This is a genomic window from Gordonia zhenghanii (genome assembly GCF_021738965.1).
GTDB lineage: Bacteria > Actinomycetota > Actinomycetes > Mycobacteriales > Mycobacteriaceae > Gordonia > Gordonia zhenghanii.
On record NZ_JAKKOQ010000005.1, the window covers coordinates 317,856 to 330,910 of the forward strand.

Sequence of the window (13,055 nt, forward strand, 5' to 3'; positions counted from 1 at the left end):
GCGAGTCGACGGAGTTCGCGGCGCTGTCGCAGGTCCCGTTACGCTGGGGCGCATGGAGCGCATCATCGGCACCGAAGTCGAGTACGGTATCTCGGCACCCGGGGACCCCACCGCGAACCCGATTATGACGTCGACGCAAGCCGTCCTCGCGTACGCTGCGGCGGCCGGGGTCCCGCGCCGCGAACGTCGCACCCGGTGGGACTACGAGGAGGAGTCGCCGATGCGGGACGCCCGAGGCTTCGACCTCGGCCGCCACTCGGGGCCCGCACCGATCATCGACGCCGACGAGATCGGCGCCGCGAACATGATCCTCACGAACGGGGCCCGCCTCTACGTCGACCACGCGCACCCCGAGTACTCGGCGCCTGAGGTCACCGATCCGCTCGACGCCGTGATCTGGGACAAGGCCGGCGAGCGTGTGATGGAGGAGGCCGCACGGTACGTGGCGAGCGTGCCCGGGGCTCCGCGCCTGCAGCTCTACAAGAACAACATCGACGGCAAGGGCGCCTCGTACGGCACGCACGAGAACTACCTGATGCGGCGCGACACGGCGTTCGACTCGATCATCGTCGGACTGATGCCGTTCTTCGCCTCGCGGCAGGTGATCTGCGGTTCGGGCCGCGTCGGAATCGGACAACGCGGCGAAGAACCCGGTTACCAGCTGTCCCAGCGCGCCGACTACATCGAGGTCGAGGTCGGTCTGGAGACGACCCTCAAACGCGGTCTGATCAACACACGCGACGAACCGCACGCCGACCCCGACAAGTATCGCCGCCTGCATGTGATCATCGGCGACGCGAACCTCGCTGAGACCGCGACCTACCTCAAAGTCGGTACGACATCGCTGGTCCTCGACCTCATCGAGGCGGGCGTCGACCTCACCGATCTCGCCCTCGCCCGACCGGTCGACGCCGTCCACACGATCAGCCACGACCCGACTCTGCGGGCGACGGTCGCGTTGGTGGACGGTCGTGAGATGACCGGCCTGGCCCTGCAGCGCGAGTACCTGGCGCGCGTCTCGGCGCACCACGACGAGCATGCGGCCGACGACCAGCGGGCCGCCGACGTGATCGCGACGTGGGCCGACGTCCTGGACCGGCTCGAACGCGATCCGATGGAGTGCGCCGACATCCTCGACTGGCCGGCCAAGCTGCGTCTCCTGGAAGGCTTCCGCACCCGCGAGGGGCTCGGCTGGGCGGCGTCCCGTCTGCAGCTCATCGACCTTCAGTACTCAGACGTCCGTCTCGACAAGGGGTTGTACAACCGACTCGTGGCTCGCGGATCGATGAAGCGCTTGGTCAGCGAGGAGCAGGTGATGGCTGCCGTGTCGTCGCCTCCGGAGTCGACCCGTGCGTACTTCAGGGGCGAGTCGGTACGGCGCTTCGGCGCCGACATCGCGGCAGCCAGCTGGGACTCGGTGATCTTCGACGTCGGCACCGATTCACTCGTACGGATTCCAATGCCGGAGCCGTTGCGCGGCACCCGTTCTCACGTCGGCGAACTCCTCGATTCCGCACGGTCCGCGGTGGAGCTCGTCGACCAGTTGACGGCCGACTGACCGGCGGTTCGCCACGTCGTACGCCGCCGCGCCCCGGTAGTGTTGAAGGACAACCACTCTTCAGGAGGCGATGATGGCGCAGGAGCAGGCGAAGCGAGGCGGCGGTTCGGGCGACGACGAGGCAGCAGGCGGCACCGCCGCCGGGCAGGAACGTCGCGAGAAGCTCGCCGTCGAGACCGATGATCTGCTCGACGAGATCGACGACGTGCTCGAGGAGAACGCCGAAGACTTCGTCCGCGCGTACGTGCAGAAGGGCGGGGAGTGATCGCCGGAGTCGGCGGCCAGTCCGGGCATGACATCTCCTCGTTCACCGAGTATCTCCGCGTGAACGCGCCCGACCGGCTGCCCGGCGCGTCCGCCGGAACCTCGGTGCCCGCCGACGCCGCCCAGTCGATCCCACACGGTACGACGATCGTCGCCGTCAGCTACCTCGGCGGCGTGATCCTCGCGGGAGATCGCAGGTCGACGATGGGCAACCTCATCGCGACCCGCGACGTGCAGAAGGTCTACATCACCGACGAGTACTCGGCGGCAGGAATCGCGGGGACGGCGGGTATCGCAATCGAGATGGTGCGACTGTTCGCTGTCGAACTCGAGCATTACGAGAAGATCGAAGGCGTCCGACTCACGCTGGACGGCAAAGCGTCCCGGCTCGCTTCTATGGTCCGCGGCAACCTGGGGGCGGCCATGCAGGGGTTGGCGGCGATCCCGCTCCTGGTCGGATACCAGCCGACCGACACCGAGACCGAGCCGTCGTACGGGCGGATCTTCTCGTTCGACGTCGCCGGATCACGGCACGAGGAACTAGGCGGCTACGAAGCCATCGGCTCGGGGTCGGTGTTCGCGCGTTCGTCGTTGAAGAAGCTGTACCGCAGCGACATGACCGCCGACGACGCTCTCGCAGTAGCGGTCGAAGCACTCTACGACGCTGCCGACGACGACTCCGCGACCGGCGGCCCCGACCTGGTCCGCCGGATCTTCCCGACCGCGGTCCGCATCGACGCGGACGGCGCGGACGACGTCGCCGAGACGTCGATCGCCGATGCCGCGCAGGCCGTCGTCGACCGACGGCGGTCGGCGCACGAGGACGGAGGCGACCGACGATGACGTTCCCGTATTACGCCAGTGCAGAACAGATCATGCGCGACCGCTCGGAGCTGGCGCGCAAAGGCATCGCCCGCGGGCGCAGCGTCATCGCCGTGACCTACCGCGACGGCGTGCTCTTCGTCGCCCACAATCCGTCGAACACGCTGCGCAAGATCAGTGAGATCTACGACCGGATCGGCTTCGCTGCGGTCGGCAAGTACAACGAGTTCGAGAGCCTCCGCAAGGCGGGCATTCAACTCGCCGACCTGCGGGGCTACTCGTACGATCGCGCCGACGTCACCGGATTGTCGTTGGCGAGCGCCTATGCGAACACGCTCGGAAACGTCTTCACCGAACAGGCCAAGCCGTTCGAGGTGGAGCTGTGCGTCGCCGAAGTCGGCCGCGTCGGGACCGACCAGCCGTCCCAGCTGTACCGCATCGGCTACGACGGGTCGATCCTCGACGAGCAGTCGTTCCTGGTCATGGGCGGCGCCACCGAGCCGATCGTCACCGCGATGAAGGACGCGTACCGCACCGGGCTCACGCTCGAGGAGGCACTGACGGCGTCGGCGCGGGCCCTCGCGGCACCCAAAGAAGGCGACGCTGCGGGCGACGCCGCCGCGACGATGCTCCCGGTCGCCGAGATCGAGGCCGCGGTCCTCGACCGGACGCGTCCTCGCCGCGCATTCAAGCGGCTCACCGACCAGCGGGTCGCCGAGTTGTTAACGAAAGACTGATCTGCAAGTGAAAGAGGACTGACGTGGAACGCCGGATCATGGGCATCGAGACCGAGTTCGGTGTCACCTGCACCTCGCACGGGCAGCGCAGGCTCAGCCCGGACGAGGTGGCCCGTTACCTGTTTCGACGGGTGGTCGCCTGGGGGCGGTCGTCGAATGTGTTTCTGGAGAACGGGGCCCGCCTGTACCTCGACGTCGGGTCGCATCCGGAGTACGCGACCGCCGAATGCGACTCCGTCGAACAGCTCATCGCGCACGACCGTGCAGGAGAGCGGATCCTCGAGGACCTCATGGTCGACGCGGAGAACCGCCTCGCAGACGAGGGGATCGGCGGCGATCTCTACCTGTTCAAGAACAACACCGACTCGGCGGGCAACTCGTACGGCTGTCACGAGAACTACCTCGTGAGCCGAGTGGGGGAGTTCGGTCGAGTCTCCGACGTCCTCCTCCCGTTCCTGGTGACCCGCCAACTGATCTGCGGCGCAGGCAAGGTCTTGAGCGTCGGCCAGGATTCGACGATGTGTCTGTCACAACGCGCCGACCACATCTGGGAGGGCGTGTCGTCGGCGACCACTCGGTCCAGGCCGATCATCAACACGCGCGACGAGCCGCACGCGGACGCCGAGAAGTACCGGCGGCTGCACGTCATCGTCGGCGACTCGAACATGTCCGAGACCACGACGATGCTGAAGGTCGGGTCTGCGCTCCTCGTACTGGAGATGATCGAGTCGGGGATCTCGTTCCACGACTTCGCGCTCGACAACCCGATCCGAGCGATCCGGGACATCAGCCATGACGTCACCGGCCGCCGGGAGATCCGACTGGCGGGCGGGCGCACGTCCACCGCCCTCGCCATCCAGCGCGAATATCATGCGCGCGCGGTGAAGCATTTGGAGAACCGCACCCCGGATCCGGTGATGGACCGGGTCGTCGACCTGTGGGGTCGGATGCTCGACGCGGTCGAGTCCGACGACTTCAGCGGGGTCGACACCGAGGTCGACTGGGTCATCAAGCAGAAACTGTTCCGCCGGTACCAGGACAAGCACGGCATGGACCTCTCCGATCCGAAGATCGCCCAGATCGACTTGGCGTACCACGACATCCGTCGTGGCCGAGGGGTCTTCGACCTGTTGCAACGCAAGGGCCTCGCTGCTCGTGTCGTCACCGATGACGCGATCGACGCCGCGGTCGGCACGCCGCCGCAGACGACCCGCGCCAAGCTTCGCGGCGAGTTCATCGCAGCGGCCACGAAGGCCGAGCGGGACTTCACGGTCGACTGGGTCCATTTGAAGCTCAACGATCAAGCTCAGCGGACAGTCCTCTGCAAGGACCCGTTCCGAAACGTCGACGAGCGCGTCGATCGACTGATCTCGTCTCTTTAGGATCTAGGATCACCGCGTGGCATCCACTCCGAAAGCCGAGCGACTGCTCAACCTCGTCATCTGTCTGATGTCGACGCGCCAGTACGTGACCGCAGACTATCTGCGGGCCAACGTCATCGGCTACAGCGACACCGGCCAGGGCGACGACACGTTCAAACGCATGCTCGAACGTGACAAGAACGAACTCCGTGAACTCGGCATTCCGGTAGAGACCGGGAGGAACGGCGTCGGCGACGAGGGATACCTCATCAAACCCGACGATTACGCGCTCCCGGACATCCGGTTGGAGACCGACGAGGCAGCGGCGGTCGCAGCGGCCGCCGCAGTCTGGCACGAACCGGACGTGGCAGTCGTATCGCAGACTGCTGTCCTCAAGCTCCGGGCGTCGGGCGTCGACGTCGTGGCCCCCGACGAACTCGGAGTCGTCCAAGCCGGCGGCCCGCGCTCGATGGGATCGGAGACCGCGATCCGCGGATTGATCGATGCGATCGGTGCCGCGCAGTCCGTCACTTTCACGCATCGGTCCACGCGCGGTCGCGCCGCACGACGCCTGGAACCGTGGGGCGTCGTGGGAAACCGAGGCCGCTGGTATGTGATCGGGCATGACCTGGATCGAGACGCGACCCGCACCTTCCGGATCTCCCGCATCGGCGACGTCGCTGCCGACTCCGATCGAGGCGCCGTTCACGTCCCCGCGGGACTCGATCTGAACGCGTTGGTGGACGAGGCCGTGTCGCGGGCGGACGACTCGACCGGCGGTACGGCGCGCGTGTGGTTGGCGAGCGAGCGTGCGCACGGACTTCGCCGAATGGCGCGGTCGGTCACCCCGCACGTCCTGGGCTCCGAAGCAGGCGACGTCGCTGAGATCGACGTCCGATCGCGCGTCGGCGTCGTTCGCGCGGTGTTGAGCGCCGGCGCCGACGCCGTTGTCCTGGAACCCGCTGACCTCCGGGCGACTGTCATCGCCGAACTCGACCGACTCGCCGGTCCGGAAGGAGATCCGCGATGAGCAGCACGTTGCCCACTCGGCTGTCGCGTCTGCTCGCGATGGTCCCGTACTTCCTGGCCCGTCCGGGAATCAAGCTGTCCACTGCCGCAGCAGATCTCGGCCTCACCCAGAAGCAACTCACGAGAGACCTCGAGCAGCTGTTTCTGTGCGGCCTGCCCGGATACATGCCGGACGATCTGATCGACATCGAGTTCTCCAGCGGATACGTCCACGTGGGCTTCACCGCAGGCATGGACCGGCCGCTCAAGTTGACGGGCACCGAGGCGAACATGCTTCTGATCGCGCTCCGCACGCTGCTCGACACCGGCGCGGTGGACGCCGACGCAGTGCGGCGTGCCATGGCGAAGATCGAAGACGCCGTTGGGGAGTCGCACACGTCGGCCTCGGCTGCCGCGGCCGTGGTCGCCGACGATCCGGTCCGGCAGGCGATCCGTGCTGCCGTCGCGGAGTCCGTGGCCCTGGACATCCGGTATTACACGCCGAGCCGCGACGAGGTGACCGAACGCGTCGTGGACCCGATCATGATCAAGGCGGTCGACGGCCACAGCTACCTCGAGGCGTGGTGCCGATCGTCGGACGCCGTCCGCCTGTTCCGATTCGACCGAGTCCTTCGAGCCGAGCCGCGCGACGAGCCGTCGTCGCCGCCCGATCGGGCACCGGCGCGCACCGTCGCGGCAGGCTCGTCGGCGTTGCCCGACGATCTGCCGACCGTCCGGATCGAGATCGACCCGGACGCACGGTGGCTGCTCGAGTACTACGCCGCCGATGCCGACGACGATCTCGACGTGGTGCCGGACGACGCTCCGGTCGCCGCGACTCTCCGCTACGGTTCGCCGCAGTGGCTCGAACGCTTCCTCCTCGGCTTCGGTGGTCGCGTCCGACTCCTGGAGGCCACGGAAGACGGTGACGTCGCGGCGGCGGTCACGGCGACGGCCCGGTCGGCCCGCGCACGGTACTGACTCCTACCGTCGATGATGCAGTCCGGCACGGTGTGTACCACTCGTGTCCGGACGGACTGCACTCCAGCGAGTACAGTGAGCGTGTACATCGTGTTTCTCTATCGGAGGTTTCTTCATGGGCGCCCTTTCCTGGTGGCACTGGGCAATCGTGCTGGTCGTGCTCGTCGTGCTGTTCGGTTCGAAGAAGCTGCCGGAAGCGGCACGTGGCCTCGGGCGTTCGATGCGCATCTTCAAGTCGGAGATGGCCGAGATGGCCAACGACGGCGACGACAAGTCGAAAGCCGACCCGAGCGTTGACGCACCGCACGAACTCAAGGCCGGCAAGTCGGACGTCGACGTCAATGTGAACGTCACCGACGAGACCAAGAAGTCGGCGTAGCCGCGTCCTGACACGCGCGTGCGAATCAATTTCCGCCGACTCGATCCCCGCCAACGACGCAGCAGACTGAACCCCGACGGCACGATGCCGTTGCGGGAGCACCTGTACGAGCTCCGGTATCGACTCCTGGTCTCCCTGGGCGTCATCGTCCTGACGACCATCGTCGGCTTCATCTGGTACAGCCACGGTCCCTGGCGTATCGAATCGCTCGGCGAACTCCTTCGCGGACCGTACTGCGAGCTTCCCTCCTCGACGCGCGCCGTACTCACTCCGGACGGCGCCTGCCGCCTCCTCGCGACGGGTCCGTTCGACCAGTTCATGCTGCGGCTGCAGGTCGCGCTCACCGCAGGCATCGTGCTGGCGTGCCCGGTCTGGTTCTACCAGTTGTGGCGATTCATCACGCCTGGTCTGCGTTCCAACGAGCGCAAGTACGCGATCTCCTTCGTCTCCACGTCCGCCGTCCTGTTCGTCGCGGGCGCGGTGCTCGCCTACATCGTCGTCGCCAAGGCGTTCGAGTTCCTGCTGACAGTCGGCAACGACGTCCAGGTAACGGCACTCTCGGGCGACCAGTACTTCAGTTTCATGCTGCATCTGTTGATCGTGTTCGGCATCAGTTTCGAGCTTCCACTGTTGATCATCGCGTTGAACATCGTCGGCGTCCTCAAGTACGAGCGGCTCAAAGCATGGCGTCGCGGCCTGATCTTCGGGATGTTCGTCTTCGCGGCGGTTGTGACGCCCGGCCAGGATCCGTTCACGATGCTGGCGCTCGCCGCCGCGCTCACTGTGCTCCTCGAACTCGCGATCCAGTTCTCCCGTCTCCACGACCGTCGCAAGGCCAAGCGCAGCCCGGACTGGATGGACGTCGACGACGACGAGGCCGCGCCGCTCGAGGAGGTGGACCGTTCCGAGTCCGCATCACGACTCGATCGTCCGGCGCCGATCCGCGCGGGCTCGCACGGCAACGCGAGTTCGGTGCGCGAGACGTCGTCATTCGATGACATCCTGTAGGGGATGACTACGCACGCCGACATCACAGGACCGGAACTCACTGCTTTCACCGCACGTCTGGACTTCGGGATCGATCCGTTCCAGATCCGCGCCTGCACAGCCCTCGAGGGCGGTCTCGGCGTCCTCGTGTGCGCACCCACCGGCGCGGGAAAGACGATCGTCGGCGAGTTCGCCGTCCACCTGGCCCTCGCCCACAGCGGCAAATGCTTCTATACGACTCCGATCAAGGCGCTGAGCAACCAGAAGTACCACGACCTCGTCGCCGTGCACGGCGACGAGAACGTCGGACTGCTGACCGGCGACAACTCGATCAACTCGTCGGCACCCGTGGTCGTCATGACCACCGAAGTGCTGCGCAACATGATCTACGCCGACTCGTCGACGCTGACAGGCCTCTCGCACGTGGTGATGGACGAGGTCCACTTCCTCGCCGATCGTTTCCGCGGTGCGGTCTGGGAGGAGGTGATCCTCGGTCTCGATCTGAGTGTGCGAGTGGTCAGCATCTCGGCGACGGTCAGCAACGCCGAGGAGTTCGGCGACTGGATCACCACCGTCCGCGGCGACACCGCCGTGATCGTCGACGAACACCGACCGGTCCCGCTCCACCAGCACATGCTGGTAGGCAATCGCATGTTCGAGTTGTTCGACCGCCGTCGTCGCGACGACGGCAGCAAGCCGCAGGTCAATCCGGAGCTGACTCGGTACATCAAACACCGGGTGGTCAGCCCGGACGCCGTCGAGTCGTACCGGGATCGGATGGCTCGCGAGCGCGGTCGGCGCGGCAACCGGACCCAAGGAGTGTCACGACCGCGGTTGATCTCGATGCTCGAGAACGAGGGGCTGCTCCCCGCCATCACCTTCATCTTCTCCCGCGCGGGATGCGAGGGCGCGTTGGGACAGTGCCTGCGGTCGGATCTGCGCCTGCTCGAACCGCAGGAGGCGGACCGTGTCGACGCCGTCGTCGACCGTCATCTGACCGAGTTGGCTCCGGGAGACGCCGACGTGCTCGGCGTCGACTCATGGCGGGAAGGTCTCCGGCGAGGCTTCGCCGCGCACCATGCCGGGATGCTGCCGACGTTTCGGCAGGCGGTCGAAGAACTGTTCACGCTCGGCCTGGTCAAGGTGGTCTTCGCGACCGAGACGCTGGCCCTCGGTATCAACATGCCTGCCCGCAGCGTTGTTCTGGAACGCCTCGTGAAATACAACGGCGAGTCGCACGTCGACTTGACGCCGGGGGAGTACACGCAGCTCACCGGCCGGGCCGGGCGACGCGGCATCGACGTCGAAGGACACGCGGTCGTCGTATGGACGCCCGAAGTGCAGCCCGAACGGGTCGCGGGACTGGCCGGCGCCCGGACCTTTCCATTGCGGAGTTCGTTCGCTCCCGAATACAACATGGCGATGAATCTGATCGACCGGCTCGGCTTGGAGGGGTCGCGGGCTCTGCTCCGGCAGTCGTTCGCCCAGTTCCAGACGGATCGCTCGGTCGTCGGCCAGGCACGGCAGCTCGACTCCGCAGCACGCTCGATGCGCAAGATCGACCTCGAGCTCGACGCTGCGGCGAGCCGACACTCGCTCGACTCCGACGTGTTCACCGAGTACGTGGAGCTACGCGGAGCCATCAAGGAGCGCGAGCGTGCTCAGCGTTTCGTCCGACGGCTCGACAGCGAACAGTCGATCGCTGAGGACCTCGGTGCGCTGAAGCGCGGACACGTCGTCTCGGTTCAGGTGGGGCGTCATCGCGGACTGGCCGTCGTCCTCGATCCGGCGTGGCGGGGCGCGGACCCGAAGCCGCTCGTATTGAGCGAGGACGGTTGGGTGGGGCGCGTCGGAACCACCGAGTACGTCAACCCGCCCGAGGTGCTCGGCAACCTGCGCGTCCCCAAGGACACGCGGACGCGTCACGCTCGCCGCGAGATCGCGGCGGCCCTCCGGAGTTCGGGAATCGAGCGGCCGCGAGGCCGGGTAAAGAAGAAGGCTGCGCCGACCGACCACGAGTTGGATGAACTGCGCGGTCAGTTGCGCCGTCACCCGGTACACAAGGCCGCGGGCCTAGAGGACTTGTTCCGGCTCGCGGAGCGCCGCGCTCGCGTCCAACGCGAGGTCGAGTCATTGGAGGCCGCAGTCGAGAAGCGGACCTCCCAGCTGGAGACCGATTTCGACGCCGTCGTCGCGGTACTGCTGGAGTTGAACTACGTGGAGGAGAGCGACGACGAGGACACCCTTCGCGTGACTCCCACCGGGTCGGTGCTGCGACGCATCTACAGCGAGAGCGACCTCCTCGTCGCCGAGTGCATCCGGGCAGGCGTATGGGACCGGTTGTCGCCGCCGGACCTCGCTGCCGTGGTCTCCGCGGTGCTGTTCCAGTCTCGACGTGAGTCGTACGGCGGGGGTGTCGACTCGATGCCTGGAAACCGGCAGTTACGCGACGCGCTCACCGGCACGCTCCAGGTGTGGGAGGCCACGAACCGCGTCCAGGAACGACACGGAGTCGTTCAAACGCGTGAACCGGATACCGGCTTCTGTGCGGCGATCTCGGCGTGGGCCGCGGGGCGTTCGTTGCGTGAGGCCTTGTTGGCCGCGACCGAGCAGGGGAACCAGTTGTCGCCCGGCGACTTCGTCCGCTGGAATCGGCAGGTCATCGACCTGCTGGAACAGATCCGCGGCAGCGTCGATCCACAGGCTCCGCTCGCGGGCGCGGCCAAGCGGGCCGTGGCCGGAGTGCGCCGCGGAGTCGTCGCCTCGGAACTCGACTGACCTCTCGACACCGAGGAGTCGTACCGATCGGCGGGTACATCGCTGCGGTACCGTGACAGCACTACGAAATTGGGACACCACCACGCATTTGGGACACCAACCGGGCGGGCATGTGACATTGACGAGGAGAGGTCCGAGATGACCAACGGTAACGAGCCGACTGACGCGGGCACGCCCGACGACGACAAGACCTCGATCGTCGAGCGCCCGACCATTCCAGAGACTCCCGCGCCGACCGAGGACTCAGAGGCGACGACGATCTCGCAGCTGCCGGCCACGCCTGCTCCGCAGTCGGAGCAGTCCGCGACTTCGGCGGGCCCCGCTGCCGATCAGCAGGCTGCGTACCAGCCGACAGAGTTCGGCCAGGCTCCGATCCAGCAGCCGCCCGGCCAGTCGGATCCAACGACGGTCCAGCAGGCGCCCCAGTTCGGCCAGACCCCGCAGGGGCAGCCGCAATACGGTCAGGCGCCACAGCAGGGCCAGACTCAGTACGGCGCTCCCGCCTACGGCGCGGCCGGCCAGCCCCAGTACGGCCAGCAGGCCCAGTACGGTCAGCAGGGTCAGTTCGGTCAGCAGGGTCAGCAGGGTCAGCAGGGGCAGGGACAGTACGGCGCTCCCGCCTACGGCGCGGCCGGCCAGCCTCAATACGGTCAGCAGCCCCAATACGGCCAAGCCCAGCAGGGCCAGTACCCGCAGCAGGGCCAGTACGGCGCCCCGGCATACGGCCAGCCCGGCCAGCCCCAGCAGCCCGGTCAGCAGCAGTTCGGGGCCGATCCGACGTTGAACCCGTATGCGCCGCAACCAGACGCAGGCACGAAGTCCGGTGGCGGCAAGGCCAAGCTGATCGGGATCATCGGCGGTGCGGTCGTCCTCATCGCCGCGATCCTGTTGATCACCGCGTTCCTATGGCCCAAGTGGGCGCAGGGCGGGCTCAACCAGGACGCCGTCCAGTCGGGGGTCCAAGAGATTCTGACCGGAGCCCAGCCCGACGGGTACGGGATCTCCGATGTGAAGGACGTCAACTGCCCCAGCGGCCAGAAGGTCGAAGAAGGCACCACGTTCACCTGCTCGGTGACCGTCAACGGAGCCAACAAGCACGTCACCGTGACCGTCAAGGACTCTGACGGAACCTACGAGGTGTCGCGTCCGACGAACTGACGTGTTCTGCGCGAGGTCGGTTCGCCCGGTGGCGCGCTAGAACGTCTCGTCCCACCCCAGGGCTGTGGCGAGCCGATTGACGCTGCTGTCGACACCGAGTTCGGCGACGAGAGCCCGGAGACCGTCGACGTCGTCGGGCGTGGTCGGGAGCCGGTCGTCGTCGCGACTCTCTGTCGTCTCTGCGTCGGTGCGGACCGCGACCACGACGCGTGCAGCTGCCAGATAGTCTTTCGATTCGACGATCGAGTTGCGCGCCCGCTTCGTCAGTGACGATCCCGCGTCGTAGGCCGCTGCTTCGAGTGCGTCGAGGTCGCCGTACTCGGTGATCAGCTTGGCTGCCGTCTTGTCGCCGATGCCGGGCACTCCGGGCAGGCCGTCGGACGGGTCGCCCCGCAGGATCGACATCTCGGCGTACGCGGTCCCGGCGCGGTCGGTCGGCACGTTGTATTTCGCCGCGACGTCCGCGGGACCCATGAGTTCGGCGTTCTTGAGACCGCGGCCCACGTAGAGCACGCGGACCTGCACCGGATCGTCGGCCACCACTTGGAGAAGGTCCCGGTCGCCGCTGACGACGAGGACCGCGTCCACGGCTTCATCGAAGGCGAGGGTGCCGATGACATCGTCCGCCTCGCAGCCGGCCGCGCCCGACGTCGTGATGCCCGCGCACCGCAACGCCTCGGTGATCATGTCCACCTGCGGCGTCAGCGTGTCGGGGACGTCCTCGGCGTCGCTCGCTCCGGCGCTGTCGTCGGCCACTCGGTGCGCCTTGTAGGACGGGATCAAGTCGGTACGGAACGCCGGACGCCAGTCGACGTCGAGGCAGACGACGAGGCGTGTCGGTCGATGTTCGGTGACGAGTGCGGCGATGGTGTCGAGAAATCCGCGGAGTGCATTCACCGGACGCCCGTCCGGTGACGTCATCTTCTCGGGCAGGGCGTAGAAGGAACGGAACCACAGGCTGGCGCCGTCGAGCAGCATCACCGATCCGGTCATGGACACCACTGTCGCACATCGGTGCAATA

General features: G+C 66.9%; 12 protein-coding genes. 11 read left to right on the top strand and 1 reads right to left on the bottom strand.

Annotated elements, in window-relative coordinates; all coding sequences use genetic code 11:
• Positions 1–52 precede the first annotated feature (52 nt).
• From dop to L5G32_RS06255, 11 genes are all read left to right on the top strand, one after another.
• Positions 53–1,558 (top strand): depupylase/deamidase Dop, encoded by a 1,506-nt coding sequence (gene dop, locus L5G32_RS06205; RefSeq protein WP_237010140.1) that lies wholly within the window; start codon positions 53–55, stop codon positions 1,556–1,558.
• A 73-nt stretch (positions 1,559–1,631) separates the two neighbouring features.
• Positions 1,632–1,823 carry a ubiquitin-like protein Pup gene (locus L5G32_RS06210; protein WP_237010141.1) on the top strand — a complete coding sequence of 64 codons (192 nt, stop codon included), beginning with the start codon at positions 1,632–1,634 and terminating at the stop codon, positions 1,821–1,823.
• On the top strand, positions 1,820–2,665 hold the full coding sequence (prcB, locus tag L5G32_RS06215) for a proteasome subunit beta (protein WP_237010142.1): 846 nt from the start codon (positions 1,820–1,822) through the stop codon (positions 2,663–2,665). Before L5G32_RS06210 ends, prcB begins: the two co-directional genes overlap by 4 nt.
• Complete coding sequence (gene prcA / locus L5G32_RS06220) at positions 2,662–3,381, top strand: proteasome subunit alpha (protein ID WP_237010143.1); 720 nt, start codon at positions 2,662–2,664, stop codon at positions 3,379–3,381. Before prcB ends, prcA begins: the two co-directional genes overlap by 4 nt.
• 23 nt (positions 3,382–3,404) lie before the next feature.
• Positions 3,405–4,763, top strand: coding sequence for a Pup--protein ligase (gene pafA, locus L5G32_RS06225; RefSeq protein ID WP_237010144.1), 1,359 nt, complete (start codon positions 3,405–3,407; stop codon positions 4,761–4,763).
• Positions 4,764–4,830: 67 nt separating this feature from the next.
• Positions 4,831–5,772, top strand: coding sequence for a helix-turn-helix transcriptional regulator (locus tag L5G32_RS06230; RefSeq protein ID WP_237010253.1), 942 nt, complete (start codon positions 4,831–4,833; stop codon positions 5,770–5,772).
• A complete protein-coding gene (locus tag L5G32_RS06235; protein ID WP_237010145.1) occupies positions 5,769–6,731 on the top strand; it encodes a helix-turn-helix transcriptional regulator in 963 nt (320 codons plus the stop codon). The genes L5G32_RS06230 and L5G32_RS06235 overlap by 4 nt, the downstream gene beginning before the upstream one ends.
• A 115-nt stretch (positions 6,732–6,846) precedes the next feature.
• A complete protein-coding gene (gene tatA, locus L5G32_RS06240; protein ID WP_237010146.1) occupies positions 6,847–7,110 on the top strand; it encodes a Sec-independent protein translocase subunit TatA in 264 nt (87 codons plus the stop codon).
• An 18-nt stretch (positions 7,111–7,128) separates the two neighbouring features.
• Positions 7,129–8,118 (top strand): twin-arginine translocase subunit TatC, encoded by a 990-nt coding sequence (gene tatC, locus L5G32_RS06245; protein WP_237010147.1) that lies wholly within the window; start codon positions 7,129–7,131, stop codon positions 8,116–8,118.
• 3 nt (positions 8,119–8,121) lie between these two features.
• Positions 8,122–10,875, top strand: a complete 2,754-nt coding sequence (locus tag L5G32_RS06250) for a DEAD/DEAH box helicase (RefSeq protein WP_237010148.1) — start codon at positions 8,122–8,124, stop codon at positions 10,873–10,875.
• A gap of 138 nt (positions 10,876–11,013) precedes the next feature.
• The gene (locus tag L5G32_RS06255) at positions 11,014–12,033 is read left to right on the top strand and encodes a DUF4333 domain-containing protein (RefSeq protein ID WP_237010149.1); all 1,020 of its coding nucleotides are present in this window, start codon (positions 11,014–11,016) and stop codon (positions 12,031–12,033) included.
• A gap of 36 nt (positions 12,034–12,069) precedes the next feature.
• Here L5G32_RS06255 and L5G32_RS06260 read toward each other — a convergent pair whose 3' ends face one another.
• Positions 12,070–13,011: a 5'-3' exonuclease gene (locus tag L5G32_RS06260; RefSeq protein WP_237010254.1), complete on the bottom strand. Its 942-nt coding sequence runs from the start codon at positions 13,009–13,011 to the stop codon at positions 12,070–12,072.
• Positions 13,012–13,055: the final 44 nt, after the last annotated feature.